A 26,810-nucleotide genomic window follows, 5' to 3' on the forward strand; every position below is an offset into this window, starting at 1 on the left:
TCAGCCGGTGAGCCATTCCGGCAGCCGCAGCAGGAGGCCGGACACGAGGAGTGAGCCGGCGGTGTACAGCAGGATGTGGGGGAACGTGCCCATGTCCATGACTGTGGCGTGTGCGGCGGCGCGGAGGTCTTCGACCGGCCGGTCGGAGACTCCGCAGATGGCGGCCTTCGTCAGCAGGGTCGCCGGGCCGTCGCGGCTGGGGCGGCCCAGGACGGTGATCTGCCGGTCCGTCGGTAGGCGGAACTCCTGGATCCGGTGCCGGTCGGCCTGGCGGGAGCGCACGTCCAACCCGGCGTCACGCAGCATCGTGAGGGTCTTCGGGTGCCGCCCGTCGGGAAGCTTCTCCCACTCCAGCAGGCCGACGGCCAGGCCGGCGACGATGTCCTCGTCGTGCAGGCGGCGGTCGACGAGCCGGGCTGCGACCCGGACCTCGCCGCTGTCGTCCGCCACGGTGAACCAGTCGCAGCTGTCCCACTGGTAGACCGGGCCGGGAGTCTCGCTTTCCGGGTTGATCGCCACCTTGACGCGGTACCAGGCGCATTCCGCCCCGGAGATGGGTGCCACAACGGTCCCGGTCGGCTCGTGGCGGATGCGGCCGGCGATGACCACCTGGTTCGGCGTCGCCGACATGGTGGCCAGCGTGCCGCACCCGACGACCGGCGCCGCATCCAGTGCCTTCGCCAACGCCTCGCGGTGGGCGGCGATCGCGACCAGCAGCCCGCCGAGCAGTCCGGCACCGAGACCGAAGTGGATCAGCACGGCACCGATGCCGGCCATGACGTGCGCGGTGCCGGTCATATCCGAGATGGTAAATGTCCCACGCAACGGGACGGCACGGTCAGGTCGCGCGGGCGGCCGCGGCGACCAGGGGCAGGGTGCGGTGGGGGATCTGTTCGGCGAGGGCGATGATCGTCGAGGAGCGTTCGATCCCGTCGAACCCCATCACCCGGTCGATCACCCGCTGCAGGTCCGTGTTGGAGCGGGCCACGATGCGGCACATCAGGTCGCCCGAGCCGGTGATCGTGTGGGCCTCCAGGACCTCCGGGATCTCGGCCAGGTGAGCGGCGACGGGGTCGTGGCCGAAGCGCTGGCGGATCTCCAGGGTCACGAACGCGGTCACGCCGTAGCCCAAGGCCGCCGGGTCGATGTCCGGGCCGTAGCCGCGGATGACGCCGCGCTCCGTGAGGCGGTCCAGCCTGGCCTGGACCGTGCCGCGGGCGACGTGCAGGCGGCGGGAGCACTCCAGCACGCCGATGCGCGGCTCCAGGGCCAGCAGCCCGATCAGCCGTGCGTCGAGTGAGTCGATCGGATTGGGCAACTTGTCCACCCGTACCCCCGAAATCGTCGACAACATGAGCAACCTGACCATGCAGAATAGCGTTCCTTGCCCAGCTGCGGCGCGAGCGACGAGGCTGGGCACATGACCCGCGCTATCGAAGACGTCAACGAGCTCATCGGTGCTGTCGAGCACGACGTGTCGCATGACCCGTTCCCGCTGACCGGTCTCGATCACGTCCGGTTCTACGTCGGGAACGCCAAGCAGGCCGCGCATTACTATTCGACGGCGTTCGGCATGACGCTGGTTGCCTATCGGGGGCCTGAGCAGGGGTACCGGGACCACGCGGAGTACGTGCTGAAGTCCGGCTCGGCGATCTTCGTGCTCGCGGGCGGCGTGCACCGTCAGGCGGCGGCGACGCAGCACCACGAGCGGCACGGTGACGGGATCGCCGACATCGCGCTCGAGGTGCCGGACGTCGACACCGCGTATGCGCACGCGTTGCGGCAGGGCGCGACGGGCATCGAGGCGCCGCACGACGAAGAGGACGAGCACGGCACCGTGCGGGTCGCGGCGATCGCGACGTACGGCGAGACCCGGCACACGCTGATCGACCGGTCGCGCTACAGCGGCCCGTTCCGTCCCGGGTTCGTGGCGAAGCAGCCGATCGTGGCGCCGCCGGTCAAGCGGTTCTTCCAGGCCGTCGACCACGTGGTGGGCAACGTGGAGCTGGGCCGGATGGACGAGTGGGTCGAGTTCTACCGGCGGGTCATGGGCTTCACGAACATGGCCGAGTTCGTGGGCGACGACATCGCCACCGAGTACTCGGCGCTGATGAGCAAGGTCGTCGCCAGCGGGACCCGCAAGGTGAAGTTCCCGCTCAACGAGCCTGCCGTGTCGCGCAAGAAGTCACAGATCGACGAATATCTGGAGTTCTACGGCGGGCCGGGCGCGCAGCACATCGCGCTCGCCACCGGTGACATCCTGCGTACCGTCGACCTGATGCGTGCCGCAGGCGTGGAGTTCCTGGTCACGCCCGACTCGTACTACGACGACCCGGAGTTGCGGGCCCGCATCGGGCGGGTGCGGGTGCCGATCGAGGACCTGAAGGCCCGGGGCATCCTGGTCGACCGGGACGAGGACGGCTACCTGTTGCAGATCTTCACCAAGCCGGTCCAGGACCGCCCGACGGTGTTCTTCGAGCTGATCGAACGGCACGGCTCGCTCGGCTTCGGCAAGGGCAACTTCAAGGCACTCTTCGAGGCAATCGAGCGGGAACAGGAACGTCGCGGGAACCTGTAACACTGTCGGGGTGACGTACCCTCAACAACCCCAGCACAACCCATACACGCAGAGTCCACCGCCCAGTTACCCGCAGGGCGCCTACGGTGTTCCGGCGCAGGCCTACTACGGGCCTCCGCCGGTGCCGCTGGCGCCGAACGGGCTGCCGCTGGCCGGGTTCGGGGCGCGCCTCGGTGCGTACCTCATCGACGGTGTCGTCTTCATCGTGCTGTCGATGGCGGTGATGATCCCGGCGGCGTTCGCGATGATCGCCTGGGTCGGCTCGCTCGCCTCCCAGGTCGAGACCGACCCGGTCACGGGCGAGATCACCAACTCGCCCGACGCGGCGCTGTTCGTCGGCCCGCTCATCATCGGCTACGTCTTGATCTTCGTTGCGATGATCGGGCTGAGCTACGTCTACTACGTCGAGCTGTTCCCGAGCCGCCGCGGTGTCACACTGGGCAAGCGGGCCCTCGGTCTGGCGCTCATCCGCCTCGATGATCCGTCGGCGCCGATCACCCGTAGCGTCGCAGGCAAGCGCTGGTTGGTGCAGTACATCGTCGGCGTGATCGTCCCGTTCTTCAACTGGATCGACGGTCTGTGGCAGCTGTGGGACAAGCCGTTCCAGCAGTGCCTGCACGACAAGGCGGCACAGACGGTTGTGGTAAAGGTCAACAGGTGACAGCTCCAGGTTGGTACAAAGACCCCGTCGACCAGGCCGTCCAGCGGTACTGGGACGGTGAGGGCTGGATAGGCGACCCCATCCCGGCGGATGAGGTCCCACCGGCGGGGCCACCAGCCGTCGCCCCGCCGCCGCCACCACCGCCGCCGGCCATGCCGACCGCCCAGGCGGGGGCGGTGATCCTGCCGCCCGGGACACCGGTGCCACCCGGCGGTTTCCCACCCGGCCAGCTGCCGCCGGGCGCGATCGTGCTGCCGCCCGGCACGCCGCTGCCGCCCGGGCTGCAGCCGCAGGGGACGCTGCCGCCGGGCGGGTATCCGACCGGCGCGGTCCAGGTGCTGCTGCCGCCGCAGGCCCTCGCCGCCGGGCAGAACCCCGCCAAGCCGCACGGCCGGGAGGTCGCCCCGCTCGGCTCGCGGCTGCTCGCCCGGCTCATCGACATCGGCGTGCTGCTGCTGATCAACGCCGCGGTCACCGGCTGGTTCATCTACCAGTGGCTGGACGAGATGCTGCCGGTGTCCCGCGAGTGGTGGCGCCGCTTCCAGGCCAACGAGTCGACCAGCGACATCGTCCAGCCCGAGCGGGCCGGCACGCTGCAGGTGGTGATCCTGATCCTCATCGCCGCGCTCTGGTTCGCCTACGAGGTCCCCGCGATCGCCAACACCGGCCAGACCCTCGGCAAGCGCCTGCTGAAGATCAAGGTCATGCGGATGGAGAGCGAGGAGCCGCTGGGCTTCGGCCGCTCCATCCGCCGGTGGAACCCGCTCGGCCTGTCAGTGCTGTTGTGGACGTGTCTCGTCGGGTTCGTGCTGCAATTCCTCGACAGCATCTCCCCCGTGATCGACTGGCCGCTGCACCGCGCCTTCCACGACCGGTCGGCCGGCACCGTCGTGGTGCGGGACGTCCCGCCGTCATCACCGTCGCCATCACAGCCCACCGGAGACCCGTCATGACCCGCCTCACCCGCGCAGACCTCGACGCACTGCCCGCCTACGTCGCCGGCCGCACCGTGCCCGGCGCCATCAAGCTGGCCAGCAACGAGGTCCCCTACGGTCCGCTGCCCGGCGTCGTCGAGGCGGTCGCCGCGTCGATCGCCGGCGCCCACCGGTATCCGGATCCCGCCGCCACCGCGCTGCGCGCCGCGCTCAGCGACCGCCTCGGCATCGACGCCGACCGCATCGCCACCGGCTGCGGCTCCGTCGCGCTGACCGAGCACCTGTTCCGGGTGACCTGCCTCCCCGGCGACGAGGCCATCTACGCCTGGCGCTCCTTCGAGGCGTACCCGATCATCGCGGCCACCACCGCCGCCACCAGTGTCCGGATCCTGAACACCGCCGAGCACGCGCACGACCTACCGGCGATGGCGGCCGCGGTCACCGACAAGACCCGCCTCGTCATCGTCTGCAACCCCAACAACCCGACCGGCACCGCCTGCCGCAAGGCGGACCTCGACGCCTTCCTGGACGCCGTGCCGCCGACGGTCGTGGTCGCGCTCGACGAGGCGTACCGCGAGTTCGTCACCGACCCCGACGTGCCCGACGGCCTCGTGGAGTACGGCGACCGCCCCAACGTCGTCGTCCTGCGCACCCTGTCCAAGGCGTGGGGCCTGGCCGGCCTGCGGGTCGGCTACCTCATCGGCTCCCCCGAGGTCGCCGCCGCCGTGCGCAAGGTCGTGACCCCGTTCTCCACGTCGGCGACGGCGCAGGCCGCGGCCCTCGCCGCCCTGCATGCCTCCGACGAGATGCAGCGCCGGGTCGACCTGATCACCGCCGAACGCGAGCGGGTCGTGAACGCCGTCCGCAAGGTGTACCCGGACGTCCCCGACACGCAGTCGAACTTCTTCTGGCTGCCACTCGGCGACGCCACCACCGACTTCGCCCAGAAGTGCGAGGAGTCCGGCGTGATCGTGCGCGCCTTCGCCGGCGACGGCGTCCGGGTCACGATCGGCTCCCACGGCGAGAACGACGCCTTCCTCGACTGCATCTAAAGCGACAGCCGTCGATCGCTAGACCGGGGAGTACCACGCTCCGGACGGCGATCCTCGGCCCCGGTCATGATCGAAGGACAGCCGTGGCCGCCCGGACGGCCACCCGCATCCTTCGATCATGCGCCGGCTGGACGGAGGCCGAGCCGCTTGGCCGCATAGGCGAATTGCGCCACTTTCGAAGCCGGCATTGCCGCGATGCCCGCCCCCGACGTCCGCGGATCACGCGATGGCCGCGATCGGGCCATCACCTCGACACGACACCGCCCGCATCGCGCCCCGAACGCCGATCTCCACCCCCGCCCCATGATCAAAGGACGCGGGCGGCCGCCCGGACGACCACTCCGATCCTTCGATCACGGAGGATCCGCGCGCGAACCATTGCGGGTTGGTCGGTATGGGTGATTCGCGAAGGTGTTGCAGCCAGCGACGGTGTTGTAGCCGTGATGGCTCTTCTATTACGGGCATGTCGAACACGCACGCGAACCAGGACAAAAGACAACGAAGCGCATCGGCTACGGCAGCTTGTCGAGCAGCGCTTTCATCTCGGTGATCTCGCCGGTCTGGCTCTTCACGATCTCGCCGGCGAGCTGCTTCACCGCGACCCCCTGGGCCTGGGCCGTCGTCGCCGTCTCGACCGCGCCCTCGTGGTGCTTGATCATCAGGGTCAGGAAGAGCTTGTCGAACGCGGCACCCGAGGCCGCGCCCAGCCGGCGCAGTTCGGTGTCGGTCAGCATGCCGGGCATCCCGCCCATGTCGCCCATGTCGTGGTGCATCGCGTCCGGGCTCGGGACCGGCTCACCCCAGGCGGTGAGCCAGCCGGACATGGTGGCGATCTCCGGCTCCTGCGCCTTGCGGATCTTCGCGGCGAGCGCCTTGACCTCAGCGCTGGACGCCTTCGAGGCGGCCAGCGCGGCCATGTCGACCGCCTGCCGGTGGTGCGGGATCATGTCGGTCGCGAACTGCACGTCGGTCGCGTTGAAGGCAGTGGCCGCGACGGAAGGAACGGCGGAAGGCGTGGCGCTGGGCTGGGCGTGCCCATGGCCGTCGTCCGAGCCGCCGCCGCACCCCGCGACCAGCAGCATCAGGCCGACGGCAAAGACAGCAGCGCGCATCAGCCGATGCCCACCAGCACGACGGTGTTCATGCTGAAGTAGTACTTGTCGTCGATCTCCGACGCGTTGGTGGTGTGCAGGCGCTCGATCACGAGGTAGCCGCCGTGCAGGTACAGCTCGCTGAACACGAACCGGTCCTCCGGGCGGATGCGCAGCTCGGTGCTGGAGGTGACCGCGCCGGTGACCATGTTCAGGACCAGGAGCTGGTAGTCCTTGTTGATGAGGTACACGTTGCGCTGGTCGGCGCCGATCAGGGTGCCGGAGACCTCCGACATCCACAGGCGCTTGCCGGTGGCGCGGGAGAAGGCCCAGATGTAGCCGCCGACGACCTGCTCGGCGAGGACGTCACCGACGACGACGACCTTGTCCTTGTCGGGGACCAGTTCGGGCTTCACGATGTGGTCGATGCCGAGGGACCAGTAGCTCGGGGTGATGGTGCCGACACCTGAGGCCGCGTCGGCGTAGCTGACGACGTCGCCGGTCGGGGCGGCCTTGAACAGGGCGCAGCCCGAGCGGCCGAGCTGGCAGGAGGTCGGCTCCAGGAACCAGTTGGTGACGTTGTCGGGGCCGATCGACGCGCCCGGCGGCCGCCACGTGGTGAGCAGCGTGCCGGTGCCGGCGTCGTACACCTCGAGCGTGGCGGGCTTCGCGCAGGTGTCCTTCACGAAGTACGCGTCGAGGCTGGTCCAGTCCACGGAGTGACAGCCGGGGGTGGCCGCGAAGGAGTGGGTCCAGCGGACCTTGCCGTCGCTGGGGTCGATGGCCTGCACGACGTCCTTGCCGGTGGCGATGACGACCGGCTGGTGGTCCAGGGCGGAGGTGGTGACGAACAGGTCCTCCGGGGCGTACATGGTCTTCGCGCCGGTGCGGCGGCCCTTGAAGGTCTCGCCGTCGGCCGGGTCGATGCGGACCTGCCAGACGATGTCGCCCTTCTCCGCGTCGAGGGCGACGATCTCACCGTCGGACCACTTGGTCACCACGACGGAGAGGCCGACGCCGCTGGCCGGCTTCTCGACCGCGACGATGGAGACGACCTCGGCGGGCCAGCGCCGATACGCCCAGTGCGGCGTCATCTCCCGCTGCGCGGTCACGGGCGTGTCGGCGAAGACGCGCCGCTGCTCGGTGTAGACGCGCAGCCGGCCCTCGACGATCAGCGGGGCGGAGGGCAGCTCCGCATACTGGATCGACTTGATCGGCTCGGGCGACGGCACCGGCTTGTTGGCGCGGCTGACGGTCTCGGCCGGCTTGAGGGTCCGGTATGCCGTGACGCCCATCGCCGCGATGACCACGATCGCGAAGAGTGCGGTGAGGACCCGGCGCAAGGACCGGGGCCAGTTTCGTGGACGCACGCTGAATCGCCGCCCCGCACGACCCGTCCCCATAACCACCTCCGCCGGGCACCATACCCGGCGATAGTCGCATTCTGCTCACGGTGACCGTCGATCGCCGGGCTTCTCACACCCGCGTCACCACCGTGCCCCTCACCTCACCGAAGCCAACCATGGCGGCACCGGCCGGGCCACCTGGACACCACGCGGTAGCCGAAATCGTGACCGTGTCGCCATCGAGCAGAAAGCTACGGGTCGCACCGTCGTCGAGTCGGACGGGCTGTGCGCCGTTCCAAGTCCGTTCGATGAACGACCCGGTCTGCTCCGGTACGGGGCCCGAAATGGTGCCGGAGGCATACAGGTCGCCGGTGCGCGGCGGCACGGGCCGGCTCCAGGGCGTCCAGCGGCACCACCCACGGCGAGATCGACGTCGCGAAGGACTTGCCCAGGAACGGGCCGAGCGGCTGGTACTCCCATGCCTGGATGTCGCGGGCGGACCAGTCGTTGACGAGGACGGCACCGTACACGTGCTCGCGGAAGTCGTCGACGTCGATGGCACCGGCCGACGGTGCGCCGACGACGAAGCCGAGCTCGGCCTCGATGTCCAGGCGCTGGGACGGGCCGTAGCTGGGTCGCTCCTCGTCGGGTGCCTTGCGTTGCCCGTGCGGGCGCGGGATGTCGGTGCCGGAGACGATGACGGTGCCGGCGCGGCCGTGGTACCCGATGGGCAGGCTCTTCCAGTTCGGCAGCAGCGACGGCGAGTCGGGGCGGAAGAGCCGGCTGAGATTGTTCGCGTGCTCCTCGGAGGAGTAGAAGTCGACATAGTCCGCGACCTCGAACGGCAGCGTGAGCGCGGTGCCGGCGACCGGGTGCAGCATCGCGTCGTTGCCGGCCAGGCGCGGGCCGGTGAACAGGTCGGTGAGCTGCGCGCGGACCCGGGTCCAGGTGGGGCGGCCCGCGGCGAGGAACCGGTTGAGCGTGGCCGCGCGGGTGAAGGCACCGCCGGCGTCGAGCAGCCCGGCCTCCTCGGCCGCGCCGAGGTTGAGGATGAGGTCGCCGGCACGCACCCCGACCCAGCCGTCGCGGGTCGCGCACAGCGGCAGGTTGTGCACCCCGAACGGGTCACCCTCGGCGGGCTCGGTCCAGGCGGTCATGCGCGCACCTCCCGCGGCAGCAGACCCAGGTTGGTCAGGTCGGTGACGGGCTCGTCGACGCTGCAGCTGCCGAAGCCGACCCACAGCGGCCGCGGCTGGTCCAGCGCGCCGCGGATCGTGGCCGCCAGGGGGTGGCCGTCGGTGCCGGCGAGGATCCCGGCGAGCTCGGCGGGCTCGGCGCCGCCGACCGCGGCGAGGGTCGCGGCGAGCACGTTGAGGAACCCGTGATGGACCAGGCCGGTGTCCGGGTCCGTGTGCCGCACGGCGTGGTGCAGGCCGGCGGTCAGCTTGAACGGCAGCTCTCTGTCCCGGCAGGCGCAGATCACGGCGGCGAGCTCGACCGGGGTCGGGAACAGCTCGGCGGCCAGGCCACCGGTGCGGAACTTCGCCGCGGCCGGCAGCCCCTCGGCGCGCAGCTGCGCCAGCTGGTCCAGCGCTCGCATCAGCCCCCACGCGAGCGGAACCTCGAAGTACCAGCTCCAGGGCTCGTCACTCTTCTTGCGCATGAGGCCGGCGAGCTGGTCGATGCCGGGTGCCGGGTCCTCGCCACGCTTCGCGACGGGCGACTCGACCTGCCGGACAGTGAGGTGGCCGGGGATCGTCTCGAGGGCCCGCTCGACGGCGCCCGGCTCGCCGACCACACCGACGTCGACGGCGGCGCCGATCTCGGGCAGGTCGGCGGCGGGGACCAGCAGCGGGCCGATCATCGCCGCCCAGGGCCTGTCGCGGTGACCGAGGTGGGCCGGGACGGCGTCGGGCAGCGGGAGGCTCCCCGGCGGGAAGACGGCGGCGTCATCCACCAGGGCGGCCAGCAGAGGAGGAACTGCGTTTGACACGGCTTCCGAATCTAATGGACGCTATACAGGGCGGACAACTTCGTCCGCTATCCGGACGGATTCTCTCTTCCGGGAGGCAGCGGATGCCGTATTACCGTCGCGTGGGCGAGGTTCCACCGAAGCGACACACCCAGTTTCGCCAGCCGGACGGCTCGCTGTTCGCGGAAGAGCTGATGGGGCAGGAGGGTTTTTCGAGCGATTCATCCCTGCTGTACCACAAGCATCGACCAACAGCGATCCTATCCGCCACCACGGTCACCCCGTTCACCAGCACACGCGCGCCGAACCTGCCGCTCAAGCCGCGGCACCTCCAGACGCACAAGCTCGGCGGCGGGCCCACCGACGCGGTCCTCGGCCGGCAGCATCTGCTGGCCAACGACGACGTGCGCATGTCCTATGTGATCGCGTCGACGCCGTCCCCGCTGTACCGCAACGCGATCGGCGACGAGTGCCTCTACGTCGAGTCCGGCTCGCTGCTCGTCGAGTCCGTGTTCGGCGCGCTGGAGCTGCACCCCGGCGACTACGCGATCATCCCCACGTCGGTCATCCACCGGCTCGTGCCCACCGCCGAGACGCGGGTACTGGTGATCGAGGCGTCGGGGCACATCGGGCCACCGAAGCGGTACCTGTCCAAGCGCGGGCAGTTCCTGGAGCACTCGCCGTACTGCGAGCGCGACCTGCGCGGACCGTCCTCCCCTCTGCTCGAGGACGCCACGGAGGTGCCGGTCCTGGTCCAGCACCGGCGCGGCTGGACCGAGCACGTGTACGCCACCCACCCGTTCGACGTGGTCGGCTGGGACGGCTGCCTGTACCCGTGGGCCTTCTCGATCCACGACTTCGAACCGATCACGGGACGGCTGCACCAGCCGCCGCCGGTCCACCAGACCTTCGAGGGCCCGAACTTCGTGATCTGCTCGTTCGTGCCGCGCAAGGTCGACTACCACCCGCTGGCCATCCCGGTGCCGTACAACCACCACAACGTCGACTCCGACGAGGTGCTGTTCTACACCGGCGGCAACTACGAGGCGCGGCGCGGCTCCGGCATCGCCCAGGGGTCGATCTCACTGCACCCCAGCGGCTTCACCCACGGCCCGCAGCCCGGCGCCGTCGAGCGGGCGCTGGGCGTGGAGGCGTTCGACGAGCTGGCGGTCATGCTCGACACGTTCCGGCCCCTCGACCTGTGCGAGCCCGCACTGTCGGTCGAGGACACCGGCTACGCGTGGACCTGGGCCCGCACCGTCTAGCAGTCCCAGCGCGCCCAGGCTCCCGAGGTCGTCTCGCCCACCAGTTGCCGGCCGTCATGCCGGACGGCGCGCAGCTGCACCCGCTCACCGTCGAACGTCTCCGTCATCGGGTGGAAGGTGCCGTTGATCCAGACCACCTGCCGGTGCTCGTCGGTGCTGGTATTGCCGTAGATCCGCCCATACACGTCAGGAATGCCCGCGCCGTCCAGGCCCTTGATCACCTCTGCCTGGCCGGTACGGATGTTCCACCGCACGTCCGGGCCGACCGCCCAGTCGCCGGCCAGGCCGGTGACCCCGCCGTCCTGGCCCAGCTCCGCGGGGCGCGGCAGTGGTTCACCGGCGCCGTCGGGGTGCCACAGGTACGACGTGAGGCTGGCACCGTCGAACACCTCGCCCACGACGGTGCCGTCCCAGGCGATCCCGTACGCGCGCGAGGACATCCCGGCGGGGGTGTCGAGCACCCTCGGCCGATCCGGACGGCCGTGGGTCCAGACCACCGCCTCGCGCCGTGAGACGTCCGCCGGAGTCACCGTGCCGAGCACGTCACCGGCGTCGTTGATGTCGACCAGTTCGATCTTCCTGGCGCCGCTGGGCAGGGCGAGCTCGGCGAACATGCCGTTGCGGTACACCCAGCCGCGCTCCTCCCGATAGTCGGTGGCGGTGAAGTCGCCGGCCCGGTTCGCGCCGCCCAGCGCCCTGAAGTCCACCGGCGCGTTCTCGATCCGTTCCCTCCGGCCGTCGACGTAGCGGATCACCCACCTCGTGCCTTCAAGGTGCACGGCGACCCGCCAGGTGTCGTCGACGACCGCCCGCGGGCGTTCGCTCGCGTACGGCGGGTTGTCCTCGCTGAGCGTGCACTCGCCCAGGGGCGGCGCGACCGTCGAGGTCGGCAGCGGCGGCCGGTTCGCGGGCATCGACTGCGGCCGGCCGCTCAGCGTGCCGATCACGACCGTCGTGGCGAGCACCGCCGCCGCGGCCAGGCCGGCCATCGCCGCGTGCCGGACCCGGCGCCGCCGGCGGCCGGTCCGGATCGCCAGTTGCAGATCGACCCGGGGCGGGCGCACCTCGGCGTCCCGCAGCGGGGTCAGCAGGTCCTCGATCATCACGCACCACCCCCGGCCGGCGCGAGCACGCCGAGCTTCTTGCGCAGCTTCGCCAACCCGTCCGACGTCTGGCTCTTCACGGTCCCCTGCGAGCAGCCGACCAGCGCGGCGACCTCGCTCACCGGCAGGTCGCACAGGAACCGCAGCACGAGGACCGCCTGCTGCTTCGGCGGCAGCGCCCGCAGCGCCGCCCTGATCTCCAGCCGCTCGTCGGCCGGCTGCCCCGTGACAGCCGGACGATCGGGCAGCGCCTCGGTCAGCACGACCCGGGACCAGAAGCGGCGGCGCTCGCTCAGGAACGCATTCACCACGCTGCGGCGCACGTACGCGTCGAGGTTGTCCACCTGGCGCACCTGCCGCCACCGCGCGAACAACGCCGTCACCGCCGCCTGCACGATGTCATCGGCGCGGTCGGCGTCACCGCAGAGCATCACCGCCAGCCGATGCAGCTGTGGCAGCCGCGGCTGGAAGTACTCCACGTACTCCTGTTCCAAGTCGTCGCGCACATCGCCTCCCGCCGCAATGACGCGAGCCGGCGGTGCGGCGGTTGGGTGTCAGTGTTCGACGATGTCGGGCCCGTCAGTGTTCGATGATTTTCGTGGCCGTCACGCGGCAGACCACGCGCGTGACGCCGGGGACCTTCTCGACCCACGGCTTGCCGTCGTAGGCGCGGCTGAGCTCGTCGATCAGCTCCGGGCCGCCGTCGGTGACCATGCCGACCGTGCCGCGCACCTCGACGTGGCGGTACGGGTTCGCCGGGTCGTACACGCAGATCGACACCCGTGGGTCGCGCTCCATGTTGCGGGTCTTGCGGCGGCCCCGGATCGTCGAGAACACGACATCGTCGCCGTCGTGCTTCGCCCAGATCACGCTGGACTGCGGCGCGCCGTCCGGGTTGATCGTGCTGAGCACCAGAAACGCCCGGCGGTCCAGCAGCTCACGCAGCATCTCGTTCAAGGCCTACTCCTTCGGTACCGGATAGATCAACGCGACGGCGGTGGCGGCGAGTCCCTCGCCCCGGCCGGTGAAGCCGAGCCCGTCGGTGGTGGTGCCCGACAACCGGACGATCGCCCCGATCGCCTGCTGCAACGTGTCCTCCGCCTCGGCGCGGCGCCGGCCGACCTTGGGAGCGACGCCGATGACCTGCACGGACACGTTGCCGATCTCGTAGCCCGCCTCGCGGACCAGCCTCGCGGCCTCGCGCAGCAGCGTCACCCCGGACGCGCCGGCCCACTCCGGCCTTCCCGTGCCGAAGTTCGCCCCGAGATCACCCAGCCCCGCCGCGGACAGCAGCGCGTCGCAGATCGCGTGGGCCGCCACGTCGCCGTCGGAGTGCCCGGCGAGCCCGTCGACACCGTCCCATTTGAGCCCCGCGACCCAGCACTCCCGCCCTTTTTCGAACGCGTGCACGTCGGTCCCGTTGCCGATCAACATCATGCCTGGATCACTTTGGGAGGGTACGACGATCGGTGCACGATCGTGAACTTCCGGTTGCCGAGTCGTCATCGGACTCGGCATCCTGGCGTTCCGGGCCTAGGCTGGGTCAGGTGCGCAGCGACCTGACGACCCCGAAAGCCCCACGGCAGTGGTGGCGCACCGGAGCCGCCTTGCGCTTCGGGATGCTCGCCCTGCTGGTCGCGACGTTGTCCGTGGTGATGTTGATCATTCACCCGGACAAGTCGTCGCTCACCCATGCCGTGGGCCCTGACCATCCGTTCGGCCCGGCGATCGCCGTCATCGGCGCCGCCCTACTCACCACCGCCCTGGTCCCCCGGACCCTCCTCGCCGGCGTCGGCGGCGTCCTGTTCGGCTTCGCCGGCGGCGTCCTGTACATCCTGGCCGGCGTCACCCTCGGCGCCCTGATCGCCTACACGATCGGCCGCTTCCTGGGCCGCGAGTTCATGGCCCGCCACCTCAGCGGCCGCTTCCTCGCCGTCGAGCAGGCAGTCGCCAACCGCGGCATCGTGGCCGTGATCATCTCCCGGATGATCCCGTTCGTGCCCTTCTGCGTCGCCAACTACGCGTTCGGCACCACCCGCGTCCGCCGCAGCACCTTCATCACCGGCACGATGCTCGGCGCCCTGCCGGCCACGATCGCCTACGCGGCCCTCGGCTCAGCAACCGCCCGCGGCGACGCCCTCGGCATGTCCCTGGCGGGCGTGATGATCGCGACGCTGGGCGTGGGCGGATCGATCGGCACCTACCTGGTGTGGCGCCGCCGCCCCCGCAAGCCGAAGGCCGCTCCGGCCGCCCTGGCGGCAACCCCGGTCTCGGCCGCTCCCGCCTGACACCCATCCGACTCCGGCCCCGTGGCGCTCCTCGCCCCGGGGCCGCCGTCTGCCAGCAGCCGCTTTGCCCTGGCCATCCCCACGACCACGAGTCACCTCCGATCACCCAACGGGGTTGGTCAAGGGCGCATGATCACGGAACTTCCGTCATCCGACCTGCATCAAGGTGACATTCGATCTTGGCCACGTGATCAAAGGACAGCCCTGGTCATCCCCACAACCAGGACTCGCCTTCGATCACAGACGTCGAACGACGACTGCCGCCTCGGATGACCGGGCCCGGACGGCGGCGTCCCACGCGTGATCATTGGACCTTTCGTACCGCCCCGGGCAACCCGAAGTCCGGTCCGCAACCGGAAAGGTCGCCAGATGCATCGCGCCGCCCGCACTCCTGCCACCGGTGCAATCTCGGCCACGTGATCAAAGGACGGCCCTGGCCGTCCGCACGACCGGGACCAGACTTCGATCACCAGTCGGGTCAGGTCCACAAAGACCTCCGGCCGTGGCGTCGGACAGCGGCCGACCCGCCCGAGTGGCGGAGCCGTGGACCGGCAGGCAGGTCAGCTGCGGGTTCGGTGGGCGAACTCCTCGATCCTGGTCAGGTCCCGTGGACGGAGGCCGCGGCGGGGGTGCGGCCGGATGAGCAGGGCTCGACCGCCGGCAGTCAGCGCTGTGGCCAATGGCCCAGGCAGAGGGACGGCGGTGTCGTCGGTCCAGATGAGGCGGCGGCGGGCGGCGAGGACCCGGCGGGCCGCGGCCAGCTTCAGCAGGTCGGTGTCCTCCGCGGTGTCCAGGTCGGCGGGGGTGAGCGCCCGGGCGTACGCGGGCAGCCCGAACAACCGCTCCAGCGCATCGGCGTCCGGGCACCACGTCGAGCACCACCGGACCTCGACGAGGCCGGCGGCGGACAGTCGGCGGATGCGGGTGATCAGCGCCGGCGCCCACCGCAGAGGCCAATCGACGCCCTCGGAGCGCGCCACGCCGCGGCACAGCTGCGGGCCCCACAGGGGGCGGCGGGTGTTGATGACGCCGTCGACGTCCAGGAGCCAGACGGGCGGACGGCGCACGGTCAGAACAGCAGCTCGGCGACGGCCAGGTCGAACGGGCGGGTGATCTTCATGGCCGCCTCGGAGCCGGGCACGGTGTGCACGGGGACGCCGAGCTTCTCGGCCATGCCGGCGTCGTCGGTGTGCTCGTCGACGGCGGCGGCGTGTGCGCTGGTCAGGACGTCGCGGCGGAAGCCCTGGGGGGTCTGGACGGCGCGCAGGACGGAGCGGTCGACGGTGCCGACGACGACGCCGAAATCGTCGACCTGCTTGATGGTGTCGACCACTGCAAGAACGGGTATGACGGCGCCGTGCCCCCCTCGCACCGCGTCAGCGACTGCCTCCACCAGCTCAGGTGGGGTCAGCGCACGCGCCGCGTCATGGACCAGCACGATGCCGAATTCCTCGGGTACGGCGGTCAGCGCGGCCGCCACGGAAGCCTGCCGGCTCGTCCCGCCCGCGACCACGAACAGCTGGCAAGTTCCCAGCGCCGGCTCAGCAACACCACAGGTCTCACCGGCAACAATGGGACTCAGCAGCTCACGGACGTCGTCGACGGCGTCTGCGGGGGCGGCGACCACGATGCAGCCGACGCTGGGGGCGGCTGCCACCCGGCGGACGGCGTGCACGAGCAGCGGCTCCCCTCGCAGGAGCCGCAGTGCCTTCGGAGCACCGGGGCCGAGTCGGACCCCCATACCCGCAGCAGGCACGAGGACCGCGACGTCACCACGCACACTGGGGTGCGCCGTCACGTCGCGGTCCTCGTCTTCAGGATTAGCCGGGCTGAAATGTCAGGCCTCGGTCAGCACCTTGTCCAGCAGCGTCTCGGCCTCATCCTTGGTGCTCTTCTCGGCGAGCGCCACCTCGCCGACCAGGATGTCCCGAGCCTTGGCCAGCATGCGCTTCTCGCCGGCCGACAAACCACGCTCCCGGTCACGGCGCCACAGGTCACGCACGACCTCTGCGACCTTGAGCGGATTGCCGGAGGCCAACTTCTCCAGATTCGCCTTGTAACGCCGCGACCAGTTGGTCGGCTCCTCGGTGTGCGGAGCGCGGAGGACGTCGAAGACCTTGGTCAGGCCTTCCTCGCCAACCACCTCGCGCACGCCGACGATCTCGGCGTTTTCGGCGGGCACCCGCACCGTCAGGTCACCCTGAGCGACCCTGAGGACGAGATACTGCTTCTCCTCGCCCCTGACGACCCGAGTCTCGATTGCCTCGATGAGTGCGGCCCCGTGGTGGGGGTAGACAACGGTCTCGCCGACACTGAAAACCATAGGTTCGAAACCCCTTTCGCTGTGTCTAGGGTAACACGGTCACGCGCTGTCGTCCCACCCCAGAGAGCAGCATTCGCGCAGGTCAGAACACATGTGAGTCCCCTTTCTCCCGCTTGACATGAATCGTGGAACCTGCTGCGTAACGGATCAACAACCCGGAGTGCGCGCAAATGCGCAGGCAGTAGGACATATCTGATTGATTGCCGCGAGTGCGTACAGATCACGCGGCAGGACTCCGGAACACCACTCTCCGTGATGCAACCAGCGGCGGAGCGTGGGAAACTCTTCAAACATCTCGATGTGTGACCCCTCTGGCGCGCGGGCGCCAGGTGAGGGAAAGTTGAGGCAGGTGCGAGGAGAACAGCGATGGGCACGCTGCGCGGCGACAACGGCGGTGGTGAGCGACCGCAGGATGGTGGCGGCCTGCCCGACCTGCCCCCTGAGTGGGGCACGATCATCATTCCCGACGATGCGGGCGCACTCGACGACGAAGGCACATCGATCCGCCGACAATTCCGCCGTGCGGCAATCCGTCGCACCTGGCGGCGCCGGCTGCACCTGAGGCCGGAGCCGGTCGGCCGGGCCACCGACGATTCTCCCGGGCTTGCGGTGCCGTTGCTGATCATGTCGATCGCCGTCATCGCGACGCTGGTGAGTCTGTTCGCCGTCGCGTGGCCCCGGCGCAATCCCAACGGCACGCCACAGCTCGCACCGCCCTCACCGGCCGCGGCGGTGAGCCTGGCGGGACTCAGCCTGTTCGACCCCAAGGGCGTGGCGGTCCAGGTCCGCGACCTCACTCCCGCGGTCATCCTGCTCGTCGAGGGGTGCAGCTGCGAGGAGCTCATCACCGGCGCCGTCGAGGCCGTCGCGGCCAGCAAGGCACCGTCCGCGCTGGTGCTGGTCGTCGCCGTCCGGGCCCCGACGCTGCCGTCGGGGCTGAACGAGAAGGTGAAGGTCCGCGCGCTCGCCGATCCCAACAGCTCGGTCCGCGCGGCGGTGCCGTTCCTCGCCCCGAGCCGCACCACGGCCGCCATCCTGGTCGGCGCCGACGGCAAGGTGCTGCGGGCCGTCAGCTCGGTGACGAGTGCGGACTCCTTCGACACCGAGCTGGCCAACCTCGCGGTGACCCCGTCGTCAACCGCGTAGGAGCGTTCCGTACAACGTGAGCCCCGGGCCGAACGCGAGGGCCACGGTGTTGCGTGGCGGGCCTGCCGCGCGCCGGCGCAACGCGTCGATGATCAGCAGGACGGTCGGGGACGAGCAGTTGCCGTGCCCGGCGAGTGTGGCGCGCGACTCGGCCAGGGCGGACTCCGGCAGCGCCAGCTGGTCGCGGACCACGTCGAGGATCCTCGGGCCGCCGGGGTGCACCGCCCAGCCGTCCACGTCGGCGAGGGTCAGCCCGTGCCTGGAGAGCAGGTCGCCGACCAGGTCGGCGACGTAGATGGACAGGACGTCGGGCACCTTCGGCGACAGACCCATCCGGAAGCCCAGGTCGGTCACGTCCCAGGTCATGTGGTCCGCCGTCGCGGTGTCCGTCACCGCCGCGATCTCGGCAACTGCCTGGCCGGAGGCCGTCGGTACCAGTACCACGGCCGCCGCCGCATCAGAGAACAGTGCGTGCGCCACGATCTGCTGCGGATCCTCGCTGGGTGGCTGGACGTGCAGGCTGGTCAGCTCCAGGCAGAGCAGCACCGCCGGCCGGCCGCGGGCCGACACGAAGTCCGTCGCGGCGCCGAGCCCGGGCAGCGCGGCGTAGCAGCCCATGTGCCCGATGAACAGCCGCTGCGTGGTGGGCGCCATGCCCAGGTCGCGGGCCAGGAGGATGTCGAGGCCGGGCGTGGCGTACCCCGTACACGAGCACACCACGAACAACCCGATCTCATCCGGTCGCAGTCCGGCGGCGTCCAGGGCGCTGCTCACCGCGTCCTTGCCCAGGGGCAGGGCCTCGGTCAGGTAGCGGCCCATGCGTTTCGCGGTCGACCAGCCCGACGCGTCCTCCATGAGCGGGTTGACCGCCCCGTGCCTGCTGACCACGCCGGAGTTCTCGAAGATCCGCTTGGCCAGCCCCTTACGGGAGCCGTTGTAGTGCCGCTCGAAGAAGCCCGACCACACCTCGTCCTGGCGCATCGGGCCCGGGAATGTCACACCCATGCCTGCGATCGCGGCACCTGTCACTGGGTCCCCTTTCTGCCGCGCCCCTGGTAGAGGACCGCGGTGGTGAACGTCGGCACGATCGGCACAGCGTTACGGCGGGTCACCAGCCAGCGGGCGAGCGCGGGCAGCGTCGGTCGGACGCCCCGCACGTCGAGTGGCACGCCGTTGCGCGCGCACGCCTGTTTGAGCGCGCGCGGGTCGACGAACATGGCTGGGTCGTGGATGCCGCGGACCGCCGGGATGATCGCCTCGGCGAGGCGGACCGCGATCAGCCGGGACGCGGCCGTGTCGGCAAGGGTGTCGAGAACCAGCCAGCCACCGGGTCGCAGGATGCGGCACGCCTCGGCGACCACGGCCGGCCAGTCGGAGACGTGCTCCAGCAGTTCACCCGCGCTGACGACGTCGACGGTACCGTCGGCGAACGGCAACCACCGCGCGTCCGCCAGTACCGGTGCGACACCGTGCGCCGCGGCCTGCTCCAGTCCCGACACGATGAGGTCGACGCCCACGTGCCGGTAGCCCTTGTCGGCGATGTGGGGGGCGAGCAGCCCGCCGCCGCAGCCGAGGTCGACCAGGACGGCGCCGTCGCGCTCCGCGGGCGGGATCAGCCGGGCGCGGGCGCGGGCCAGCCAGTACAGCATCGACAGCGGCGAACCCGGACGCCACCACTCCCCGGCCAGGTCGTCATACTGACCAGGATCGTTACGCGCCCGGCGCGTCGCTCGCATGGGTCGAGACTGACACGGAACCCCTCCGACAGCCACACTTGCCGGATGTCCGTAGCTCGCTCAATCGTCCGCGCCAGCCATCCTGAGCCTGCGGTCGCGGTCACGGCGGTCGCCGCGCTCCTGTCATTCGGACTCGAAAGACCCTGGCCGGGTGTGGTGGCGGCTGCTGCGACGGTACTGCTGAGCCAGCTCTCCATCGGTTGGGTCAACGACGCGCTCGACGCTCCGCGGGACGCCGCCGTGGGCCGTTCGGACAAGCCGGTCGCCTCCGGGGCGGTGTCGCGGCAGCTGATCTTCGTGCTCGGCGGCCTTGCGGCTTTCTTCATGGTTCCGCTGGGTTTCTTGTCTGGCATGGCCGCCGGTTTTGTGGCTTCAGCCGCTCTGGTCTCCGCGCTGCTCTACGACTGGCCGCTGAAGTCCACGCCGGTCTCGGTGCTGCCCTATGCGGTGTCGTTCGCATGCCTTCCGGCGTTCGTCGTCCTCGGCGCCGGGCTCACCCCACCGGTGTGGCTGCTCGCCGCCGGTGGCCTGCTCGGCGCCGGCGCGCACTTCGTCAACACGCTGCCGGATCTCGACGACGACGTCCGCACCGGCGTGCGCGGCCTGCCACACCTGATCGGCCGGCGCGGGTCGCTCGGCGCCGCGGCTGTGCTGCTGCTGCTCGCCACTGTGTTCTTGGCATTCGGGCCGCCGGGGCCTCCGCCGCTGCTGTTCTGGCCGACTCTCGCGGTGGCCCTGGTCGCGCTCTCCTTCGGTGTGTACGCCATGCGCCGCGACCCCACGTCCCGCGTCCCGTTCCTGTCGGTCATCGCCGTGGCGCTCATCGATGTGGTATTTCTGCTGGTCAGCGGCTTGAATCTGGACTGAGCGGTGCAGAGTCAGGGTGCGCGTAATCGGCCGATCAACGGCATCTAGGCTGTAGTCGGCCGCCCGATCCAGATGGAGGACCTAAGGTGACGCGTACGATTCCGGCTGCCCGCCGCCGCTTGGTGCTGGGCGCCGCGCTGCTGGCTTCCGCCGCGCTCGGCGTCGGCCTGCTCTCCGGGTGCAGCGCCGGTCAGATCACGCAGACGGACAACCAGGTCGCCGCGGTGCCGGGCGTCAGTGCCCAGAGCGCCGACGGGCTGATCGCGCTGCGCGAGGGCGTCGTGGCGTATGCCGACGCGTACAAGCCGGGCAGTGTCGTGCCGATCGAGGTCCGGCTGTTCAACAACGCCCGGCAGTCGGTGAAGCTGACCGGCGTGACGGCCGGTTCGGCCGGCAGCGTGGTGCTGGTGGGCGGTCCCTCGGCCGCGCCTTCCCCTGCTGCTCCTTCTTCTACTGCGCCGTCTTCTCCTGCAGTTTCTTCCTCTGTTTCCAAGTCTGCCTCTTCCTCCCCGTCTGCGTCGAAGTCTCCTACTCCGTCGCCCACGCCCGCCGTGGTCGGCTCGTCAAAGATCGGCATCGAGATCCCCGTCGGTGGGTTCGTGGCGCTGAGCCAGGGCACCAAGACGTACCTCGCGGTGGAGAAGCTCTCCGGCGAGGAGCTGCTCGCCGGTTCCGCACTGGCGGACGTGACGTTCACCTTCACGTACGCCGACGGCACCACCACCACGATCAAGCTGCCCGAGCTGCCGATGACGGTGCCGGCGAGCCCGCTGCCGAAGCCGAGCTCGGTCGTGGAGCACGAGGAAGAGTAGAAGCGTTTTTGTCATACCCGTGGGCTAGCTTTCGGGGGTGACGAAGACGAAGGGCGCTGCCTACCAGTGCGACGTGTGCGGGCACCGGCCGGCCAAGTGGATCGGGCGGTGCCCCGAGTGCGGTGAGTGGGGCTCGATCATCGAGTCCTCTCCGTTGGCCGCCCTTGGCCCCGCCGCCCTGCGCGCCGTCCCGAGCCGCGCCCCGCTGGAGCCGGCACGCCCCATCGCCGAGATCAGCGCCGCCCCGGCCCAGGCCCGCCCGACCGGCGTGGCCGAGTTCGACCGGGTCCTCGGCGGCGGCATCGTCCCCGGCGCGGTGGTCCTGCTCGCGGGCGAGCCCGGCGTCGGCAAGTCCACCCTCCTGCTCGACGTCGCCCAGCAGTGGGCCAAGCACGGCGACACCCCGTCCCTCGTCATCAGCGGCGAGGAGTCGGTGAGCCAGGTCCGGCTGCGCGCCGAGCGCATCGGCGCCCTGCACGAGCGGCTCTACCTTGCCGCCGAGAGCGATCTGGGCGCGGTCCTCGGCCACCTCGACGCGGTCAAGCCCGGCCTGCTCATCCTCGACTCCGTGCAGACCATCTCCGCCCCAGGCACCGACGGCGTCGCCGGCGGCGTCACCCAGGTCCGCGCCGTCACCGCCGCCCTCGTCGCCATCGCCAAGGAGCGCGGCCTCGCCACCGTCCTCGTCGGCCACGTCACCAAGGACGGCAATGTCGCCGGCCCCCGCGTCCTGGAGCACCTCGTCGACGTCGTGCTCAACTTCGAGGGCGACAAGCACTCCTCGCTGCGCATGGTCCGCGGCCTGAAGAACCGCTTCGGCGCCGCCGACGAGGTGGGCTGCTTCGAGATGCACGAGGGCGGCATCACCAGCCTGCCCGACCCGAGCGGCCTGTTCCTCACCCGCTACGCCGACGCCGTCTCCGGCACCTGCGTCTCCGTCGCCATGGAGGGCCGCCGCGCCCTGGTCGCCGAGGTCCAGACCCTGATCGGCGCACAGACCCCAGGCTCGCCCCGCCGCACGGTCAGCGGCCTCGACTCCGCCCGGCTAGCCATGATCATCGCCGTCCTCCAGCAGCGTGCCCAGATCCAGCTCCACGACCGCGAGGTCTATGCCGCGACGGTCGGCGGCCTGAAGGTCACCGAGCCGGCCATCGACCTGGCCCTCGCCCTGGCCGCCGCCTCAGCCGCCCACGACCTGCCGATGCCCCCGGACCTGGTGGTCGTGGGCGAGGTCGGCCTGACCGGCGAGGTCCGCCGCGTGGGCGCGGTGCCACGACGGCTGGCGGAGGCGGCGCGGCTGGGGTTCCGGTTCGCCCTCGTCCCACCGGGCTGCGGCCCGGCCGCCACTGGCGTCACGCCGCCGGGGATGCGGGTGCTGGAGGTCGGCGACGTGCGGACGGCGCTGCATTATGCGGTCAAGGCCGCCAGTGAGGTCGACCCCCGCTGACGCCCCGGCGCTCGTCCGGCTTGCACCGCATCCGGCTGCTCGCCACCGGCCGGCTCCTCGCTGGGCCAACTGCCCGCCGCTCGTCTCCTCACCGCACTGGCTCCTCGTTGCGCCGCATCCGGCCGCTCACCGTAGACGCCCGGCGACGCCCCGACGCTCGTCCCGGCTTGGACCGAATCCGGCTACTCACTTCCCGCCGCTCCGCCGCCCGGCTCCTCGCTGCGCCAGGTGCCCGCCGCCCGACTCCTCGCCGCGCTGGCTCCTCGTTGCGCCGCATCCGGCCGCTCACCGTAGACGCCCGGCGACGCCCCGACGCTCGTCCCGGCTTGGACCGAATCCGGCTACTCACTTCCCGCCGCTCCGCCGCCCGGCTCCTCGCTGCGCCAGGTGCCCGCCGCCCGACTCCTCGCCGCGCTGGCTCCTCGTTGCGCCGGCTCCTTGTGCGCCGGCTGCGGCGAGCAGCACGACGGCCAGCGGGATCGTCCTCGGGCGCTTCTCCGCCTCGCGCCGGGCTCGCGGCCCGGATGATCCTGCCGTCGGGCGTGATCCAAGGACGGATCTGGTCACCCGCAGGGCTGAATACGTCCTTTGATCATCAGAGAGACGGACAGGGGTCAGCCGCGGGACGGGTTCAGGTGGTTTGCGATCAGGACCTGGTCCGGGGCGAACGCGGCCAGCGCCGCCAACTGGCCGTCCGGGCCGCCGACGAAGTCGCGCAGGCGGACCGCGACGTCGAAGCCGCTGGCGCGTTTCGAGGGGGTCTTCGACAGTTCGCGGATGACGTTCTGGTCCAGCCAGGCGGGGTTGGTGCCGGTGCGGTCCAGACCGGCCCTGAGCCTGACCAGCAGGTACCGCTCGCCGCCGATCTCCATCAGCGTCACCTGCGCGACCCGGGACCAGGGTAGAACGAGGGTACGGATCCAGCCGGGGCGGACGGTGAGGGCGAAGTGGTTGGCGCCGACGCGGGGGCGGCGGGCGACGGCGAGGACGAACGGGGTCGCGCCGACAGTGGCGAGGGCGACCGTCCACATCGGAAGGTCGGCGAGGGGGTTGTCGGCGCCGGAGGCGAGGATCTCGGGCTCGTCGGCGAAGAGGCCGCGGACGATGCCGACGGCGAGGGAGGCGGAGAGCACGTACCACGCCAGGGTCACCAGGGAGCGGGACGGGAAACTGCGCCGCCATTCGATCCGCTCCGGACCGGCCACCGGTGGGACCTCACAGACATCAACTACGATCCATCGGCTGATGGCGTCGGCCCACTCTACGGGCTGGGTCGATACCGCACCAGCACCGGATGTCCGACCATCCGTAGACTGTGCGGGTGCCGATAGACCGCGAGCCCAGCAGGGGCGGTTCCCATACCGGCCTCAACGGGGCCTGGGCCGTTGCCGACCCGTTACGTGCGACGCTCGCCCTGATGGCGCCGGGGACGGTGCTGCGTGACGGGCTGGAGCGCATTCTGAGAGGACGCACGGGCGCCCTGATCGTGCTCGGCTACGACAAGGTGGTCGAGCAGTTGTGCACCGGCGGGTTCCCGCTGGACGTCGAGTTCTCCGCGACGCGGCTGCGTGAGCTGTGCAAAATGGACGGTGCTGTCGTCCTGTCGAGTGACGGCACGAGAATTGTCCGGGCCGCGGTGCACCTGATGCCGGACCCGACGATCCCGTCGGAGGAGTCGGGGACGCGGCATCGCACGGCGGAGCGGGTCGCGAAGCAAGCGGGGTTCCCGGTGATCTCGGTGAGCCAGTCGATGCGGATCATCGGCCTGTATGTGAACGGGCAGCGGCACGTGCTGGACGACTCGGCCGCGATCCTGTCCAAGGCGAATCAGGCGTTGGCGACGCTGGAGCGGTACAAGCTGCGCCTCGACGAGGTGAGCGGGACGCTGTCGGCGCTGGAGATCGAGGATCTCGTGACCGTTCGCGACGCGGTGGCGGTGGTGCAGCGGCTGGAGATGGTGCGGCGCATCGCGGACGAGATCGCCGGCTACGTGGTGGAGCTCGGCACGGACGGGCGGCTGCTGGCGCTGCAGCTCGAGGAGCTGATGGCGGGGGTCGAGGCGGACCGGACGCTGGTGATCCGCGACTACCTGCCGTCCGGGCGGCGCAGCCGTTCGTCGGACGACGCATTGGACGAGCTGGACGCGTTGACGGCGACGGAGCTGATCGACCTGGTCGCGGTCGCGAAGTCGATCGGCTACCCCGGGGCGAGCGACGCGCTGGATGCCGCGGTGTCGCCGCGTGGATTCCGGCTGCTGGCGAAGGTACCCCGGCTGCCGACGCTGGTCGTGGACCGGCTCGTCGAGCACTTCGGCAGCCTGCAGCGGCTGCTCGGCGCGACCGTGGAGGACCTGCAGACCGTCGACGGCGTCGGCGACGCGAGGGCGCGCGGCGTGCGCGAAGGCCTGAGCCGGCTCGCCGAGGCGTCGATCCTGGAACGCTACGTATAGCTCAGGTCAGCTGGACCTGGACCGGCGTGCTGAGCTTCGTGTCGAGGCGGCCGACCAGCTCATACTTGCCCGCCGGCGGGACCTCCCGGTTGGCGCAGCCGTTGTTGGTGGCCTTGCCGTTCCAGGTGGTCGAGAACGAGACCTCAATCGAGGGCTTCAGCGTCGTGGGCTGGCTGCCGTGCGGCGCGTCGCACTGGTCCGACGACCACATCTTCAGCGCGCCGACCTGCAGGTACAGCTCCTGGAAGTCGGCGCCGAGGTCACGGGTGCAGTCGCGGGCCGAGACGTTCTTGATTTTGAGGAAAAACTTCAGGTATGCCCCGCGGAACTGCACCGGCTGCTCGGGCGACGCGACCAGGGACAGGTCGGCGTCGGCACAGACCGGCAGCGTCGAGGCGACGGCCGGCGCGGACGAGGTCGACGACGCGGGCGCGCTGGTGACGGCGTCGCCGGTCGTCGGGGTCTGCACGGTCGGCGTCGGGTCGGCCGTGGCGGTCACGCCCGCGGACGGGGACTGCGCCGAGGCGGGAGTCCGCTTCGGGTCGGGTCCGGAACACTGCGCCCACAGCAACATCACCACGATGAGCAGCGCCCCGCCGATGATGGCGCGACGCCGCCAGTACACGCCAGCGGGAAGCGGGCCAACCGTCAGCTTCATGATGTACTCACCGTATCGAGGGAACGGGTAGCGCAGGGGGCGGCGCGCCGTGTAGACCGCTCAGAGATAGACCTTGCGGGCGTAAACGGCATGCGCACCGGCGACACGATCGAGGAACAGTAACCCAGCGCAATGGTCGATCTCGTGCTGCAGAGCCCGCGCCTCGAACGCGTCGGTAGTGATCTGGATCTCTTCTCCGGTGCCGGGTAGCTGACCGGCGACGACGAGCCGGTTGGCGCGCTTCACGTCGCCGGTGAGGTCGGGCACCGACATGCAGCCCTCGCGGCCCTTCTGCCACTGCGAGGCCTCGACGACCCGGGCGTTGCACAGCACCAGCGTGCCGTGCACGGTGCGGGCCTTCGGGTGCCCGGTCACGTCGACCGCGAACACCTGTGCGCCGACGCCGACCTGCGGCGCGGCGAGCCCGACGCAGCCGGGCGAGACCCGCATCGTGTCGACCAGGTCCGTGGCGAGCTGGACGATGTCCTCGGCGAGCGGGTCCACGACCTTGCCCGCCGCCCCCAGCACCGGCGCGGGCGCCTGGACGACCTGCAGGACGGTCACATCAGGTCCGCTTCGGCGGCCCGCAGCGTCGCCTCGACCCCGAGGTCGGCCGCGACCCGGTCGATCGCGGCGGCGAGGTCGTCCATCGCCCCGGGCGCGTCGACCTCCGCCACGACGACGTAGAGGTTGCCGGCCAGCCTGGTCGTCAGGTCGGTGATGTTGCCGCCCGCTGCCGCCACGGTACGGCTGAGCGCCGCCACGATGCCGAGCCGGTCCGCGCCGTGGACGGTCAGCACGTAGTGCGCGCCTTGCGGGGCCTCGACCAGATCCTCGCCGACCTCGCGGACGGTGACCAGCAGGGTCCGGTCGGCGGTCAGCGGCGCGAGGGCCGACTCGACCTCGCCGGCGGACACGGACCCGGCGCAGACCAGCGTCATCGCGAAGTGCCCGCGCAGGCGGGTCATCGTCGAGTCGGTGAGGTTGAGGCCCAGCCCCGCGAGGATCTCCGCGACGTCGGCGATGATGCCGGGGCGGTCATGGCCGATGACGGTGACGGCATACTCGTTCACCTGGCTTA

The 26,810-nt window shown here is 70.7% G+C and carries 29 protein-coding genes and 1 pseudogene; 11 read left to right on the top strand and 19 right to left on the bottom strand.

Annotated features, from left to right (window positions below; translation table 11 throughout):
* Together OHA72_RS06510 and OHA72_RS06515 are read right to left on the bottom strand one after the other, a co-directional pair.
* Positions 1-798, bottom strand: coding sequence for a hypothetical protein (locus OHA72_RS06510; protein ID WP_327006949.1), 798 nt, complete (start codon positions 796-798; stop codon positions 1-3).
* Between the two features lie 40 nt (positions 799-838).
* Complete coding sequence (locus OHA72_RS06515) at positions 839-1,354, bottom strand: Lrp/AsnC family transcriptional regulator (RefSeq protein WP_327011473.1); 516 nt, start codon at positions 1,352-1,354, stop codon at positions 839-841.
* Positions 1,355-1,420: 66 nt separating this feature from the next.
* On the opposite strand from OHA72_RS06515, the gene hppD reads away from it, so the two are divergent.
* The 4 genes from hppD to hisC are packed head-to-tail and all read left to right on the top strand — an operon-like array spanning position 1,421 to position 5,226.
* Positions 1,421-2,578 carry a 4-hydroxyphenylpyruvate dioxygenase gene (gene hppD, locus OHA72_RS06520; protein ID WP_327006950.1) on the top strand — a complete coding sequence of 386 codons (1,158 nt, stop codon included), beginning with the start codon at positions 1,421-1,423 and terminating at the stop codon, positions 2,576-2,578.
* Between the two features lie 10 nt (positions 2,579-2,588).
* Positions 2,589-3,239: an RDD family protein gene (locus OHA72_RS06525; RefSeq protein WP_327006951.1), complete on the top strand. Its 651-nt coding sequence runs from the start codon at positions 2,589-2,591 to the stop codon at positions 3,237-3,239.
* Entirely contained in the window at positions 3,236-4,192 is a 957-nt protein-coding gene (locus OHA72_RS06530; protein ID WP_327006952.1) for an RDD family protein, read from the top strand. Before OHA72_RS06525 ends, OHA72_RS06530 begins: the two co-directional genes overlap by 4 nt.
* A complete protein-coding gene (hisC, locus tag OHA72_RS06535; protein WP_327006953.1) occupies positions 4,189-5,226 on the top strand; it encodes a histidinol-phosphate transaminase in 1,038 nt (345 codons plus the stop codon). Before OHA72_RS06530 ends, hisC begins: the two co-directional genes overlap by 4 nt.
* Positions 5,227-5,738: 512 nt before the next feature.
* On the opposite strand, the gene OHA72_RS06540 is transcribed toward hisC, so the two are convergent.
* The 4 genes and pseudogenes from OHA72_RS06540 to OHA72_RS06555 form a co-directional block, all read right to left on the bottom strand.
* Complete coding sequence (locus tag OHA72_RS06540; RefSeq protein WP_327006954.1) at positions 5,739-6,338, bottom strand: DUF305 domain-containing protein; 600 nt, start codon at positions 6,336-6,338, stop codon at positions 5,739-5,741.
* Positions 6,338-7,687, bottom strand: a complete 1,350-nt coding sequence (locus OHA72_RS06545) for an outer membrane protein assembly factor BamB family protein (RefSeq protein WP_327006955.1) — start codon at positions 7,685-7,687, stop codon at positions 6,338-6,340. Before OHA72_RS06545 ends, OHA72_RS06540 begins: the two co-directional genes overlap by 1 nt.
* 106 nt (positions 7,688-7,793) lie before the next feature.
* Positions 7,794-8,820, bottom strand: a pseudogene (locus tag OHA72_RS06550) (fumarylacetoacetate hydrolase family protein).
* A complete protein-coding gene (locus OHA72_RS06555; RefSeq protein WP_327006956.1) occupies positions 8,817-9,656 on the bottom strand; it encodes a hypothetical protein in 840 nt (279 codons plus the stop codon). Before OHA72_RS06555 ends, OHA72_RS06550 begins: the two are co-directional and overlap by 4 nt.
* A gap of 83 nt (positions 9,657-9,739) precedes the next feature.
* On the opposite strand from OHA72_RS06555, the gene OHA72_RS06560 reads away from it, so the two are divergent.
* Positions 9,740-10,900 carry a homogentisate 1,2-dioxygenase gene (locus tag OHA72_RS06560; RefSeq protein ID WP_327006957.1) on the top strand — a complete coding sequence of 387 codons (1,161 nt, stop codon included), beginning with the start codon at positions 9,740-9,742 and terminating at the stop codon, positions 10,898-10,900.
* Here the strand turns inward: OHA72_RS06560 and OHA72_RS06565 are convergent.
* The 4 genes from OHA72_RS06565 to ispF all read right to left on the bottom strand — a co-directional run bounded on the left by OHA72_RS06565 (position 10,897) and on the right by ispF (position 13,440).
* Positions 10,897-12,003 (bottom strand): hypothetical protein, encoded by a 1,107-nt coding sequence (locus OHA72_RS06565; RefSeq protein WP_327006958.1) that lies wholly within the window; start codon positions 12,001-12,003, stop codon positions 10,897-10,899. The two genes, OHA72_RS06560 and OHA72_RS06565, sit on opposite strands and share 4 nt — an antisense overlap.
* Entirely contained in the window at positions 12,003-12,509 is a 507-nt protein-coding gene (locus OHA72_RS06570) for a SigE family RNA polymerase sigma factor (RefSeq protein WP_327006959.1), read from the bottom strand. Before OHA72_RS06570 ends, OHA72_RS06565 begins: the two co-directional genes overlap by 1 nt.
* Positions 12,510-12,582: 73 nt before the next feature.
* A complete protein-coding gene (locus OHA72_RS06575) occupies positions 12,583-12,951 on the bottom strand; it encodes a PPOX class F420-dependent oxidoreductase (RefSeq protein ID WP_327011474.1) in 369 nt (122 codons plus the stop codon).
* A gap of 12 nt (positions 12,952-12,963) precedes the next feature.
* Complete coding sequence (gene ispF, locus OHA72_RS06580; RefSeq protein WP_327006960.1) at positions 12,964-13,440, bottom strand: 2-C-methyl-D-erythritol 2,4-cyclodiphosphate synthase; 477 nt, start codon at positions 13,438-13,440, stop codon at positions 12,964-12,966.
* A gap of 110 nt (positions 13,441-13,550) precedes the next feature.
* Here ispF and OHA72_RS06585 point away from each other — a divergent pair, with 110 nt between their 5' ends.
* The gene (locus tag OHA72_RS06585; RefSeq protein WP_327006961.1) at positions 13,551-14,291 is read left to right on the top strand and encodes a TVP38/TMEM64 family protein; all 741 of its coding nucleotides are present in this window, start codon (positions 13,551-13,553) and stop codon (positions 14,289-14,291) included.
* Positions 14,292-14,851: 560 nt separating this feature from the next.
* On the opposite strand, the gene OHA72_RS06590 is transcribed toward OHA72_RS06585, so the two are convergent.
* The 3 genes from OHA72_RS06590 to OHA72_RS06600 form a co-directional block, all read right to left on the bottom strand.
* Positions 14,852-15,358, bottom strand: a complete 507-nt coding sequence (locus OHA72_RS06590) for a hypothetical protein (RefSeq protein ID WP_327006962.1) — start codon at positions 15,356-15,358, stop codon at positions 14,852-14,854.
* Between the two features lie 2 nt (positions 15,359-15,360).
* A complete protein-coding gene (gene ispD / locus OHA72_RS06595) occupies positions 15,361-16,032 on the bottom strand; it encodes a 2-C-methyl-D-erythritol 4-phosphate cytidylyltransferase (RefSeq protein ID WP_327006963.1) in 672 nt (223 codons plus the stop codon).
* A gap of 96 nt (positions 16,033-16,128) precedes the next feature.
* On the bottom strand, positions 16,129-16,614 hold the full coding sequence (locus OHA72_RS06600; RefSeq protein WP_033363204.1) for a CarD family transcriptional regulator: 486 nt from the start codon (positions 16,612-16,614) through the stop codon (positions 16,129-16,131).
* Positions 16,615-16,980: 366 nt separating this feature from the next.
* Between OHA72_RS06600 and OHA72_RS06605 the strand changes: the two genes are divergently transcribed.
* Positions 16,981-17,760: a hypothetical protein gene (locus tag OHA72_RS06605; protein ID WP_327006964.1), complete on the top strand. Its 780-nt coding sequence runs from the start codon at positions 16,981-16,983 to the stop codon at positions 17,758-17,760.
* Here OHA72_RS06605 and OHA72_RS06610 read toward each other — a convergent pair.
* Together OHA72_RS06610 and OHA72_RS06615 are read right to left on the bottom strand one after the other, a co-directional pair.
* Complete coding sequence (locus tag OHA72_RS06610) at positions 17,749-18,765, bottom strand: type III polyketide synthase (RefSeq protein ID WP_327006965.1); 1,017 nt, start codon at positions 18,763-18,765, stop codon at positions 17,749-17,751. The two genes, OHA72_RS06605 and OHA72_RS06610, sit on opposite strands and share 12 nt — an antisense overlap.
* A 20-nt stretch (positions 18,766-18,785) precedes the next feature.
* Positions 18,786-19,496, bottom strand: coding sequence for a methyltransferase domain-containing protein (locus tag OHA72_RS06615; RefSeq protein ID WP_327006966.1), 711 nt, complete (start codon positions 19,494-19,496; stop codon positions 18,786-18,788).
* Positions 19,497-19,541: 45 nt separating this feature from the next.
* Between OHA72_RS06615 and OHA72_RS06620 the strand changes: the two genes are divergently transcribed.
* The 3 genes from OHA72_RS06620 to radA all read left to right on the top strand — a co-directional run bounded on the left by OHA72_RS06620 (position 19,542) and on the right by radA (position 22,622).
* Positions 19,542-20,363: a UbiA family prenyltransferase gene (locus OHA72_RS06620; RefSeq protein ID WP_327006967.1), complete on the top strand. Its 822-nt coding sequence runs from the start codon at positions 19,542-19,544 to the stop codon at positions 20,361-20,363.
* 86 nt (positions 20,364-20,449) lie between these two features.
* Entirely contained in the window at positions 20,450-21,175 is a 726-nt protein-coding gene (locus tag OHA72_RS06625) for a hypothetical protein (protein WP_327006968.1), read from the top strand.
* Between the two features lie 37 nt (positions 21,176-21,212).
* On the top strand, positions 21,213-22,622 hold the full coding sequence (gene radA, locus OHA72_RS06630) for a DNA repair protein RadA (protein ID WP_327006969.1): 1,410 nt from the start codon (positions 21,213-21,215) through the stop codon (positions 22,620-22,622).
* 614 nt (positions 22,623-23,236) lie between these two features.
* Here the strand turns inward: radA and OHA72_RS06635 are convergent.
* Positions 23,237-23,827 carry a hypothetical protein gene (locus OHA72_RS06635; RefSeq protein ID WP_327006970.1) on the bottom strand — a complete coding sequence of 197 codons (591 nt, stop codon included), beginning with the start codon at positions 23,825-23,827 and terminating at the stop codon, positions 23,237-23,239.
* 122 nt (positions 23,828-23,949) lie between these two features.
* Between OHA72_RS06635 and disA the strand changes: the two genes are divergently transcribed.
* Positions 23,950-25,071, top strand: a complete 1,122-nt coding sequence (gene disA / locus OHA72_RS06640; protein WP_327011475.1) for a DNA integrity scanning diadenylate cyclase DisA — start codon at positions 23,950-23,952, stop codon at positions 25,069-25,071.
* Between the two features lies 1 nt (position 25,072).
* Here the strand turns inward: disA and OHA72_RS06645 are convergent, their stop codons facing one another.
* From OHA72_RS06645 to OHA72_RS06655, 3 genes are read right to left on the bottom strand one after another with little or no spacing between them, the layout of a single operon-like run.
* A complete protein-coding gene (locus OHA72_RS06645) occupies positions 25,073-25,729 on the bottom strand; it encodes a hypothetical protein (protein ID WP_327006971.1) in 657 nt (218 codons plus the stop codon).
* Between the two features lie 60 nt (positions 25,730-25,789).
* Positions 25,790-26,293, bottom strand: a complete 504-nt coding sequence (def, locus tag OHA72_RS06650; RefSeq protein WP_327006972.1) for a peptide deformylase — start codon at positions 26,291-26,293, stop codon at positions 25,790-25,792.
* Positions 26,290-26,802, bottom strand: coding sequence for a glycine cleavage system transcriptional repressor (locus OHA72_RS06655; RefSeq protein ID WP_327006973.1), 513 nt, complete (start codon positions 26,800-26,802; stop codon positions 26,290-26,292). The genes def and OHA72_RS06655 overlap by 4 nt, the downstream gene beginning before the upstream one ends.
* Between the last annotated feature and the right edge of the window lie 8 nt (positions 26,803-26,810).

The sequence above is a fragment of the Dactylosporangium sp. NBC_01737 genome, assembly GCF_035963215.1.
GTDB lineage: Bacteria > Actinomycetota > Actinomycetes > Mycobacteriales > Micromonosporaceae > Dactylosporangium.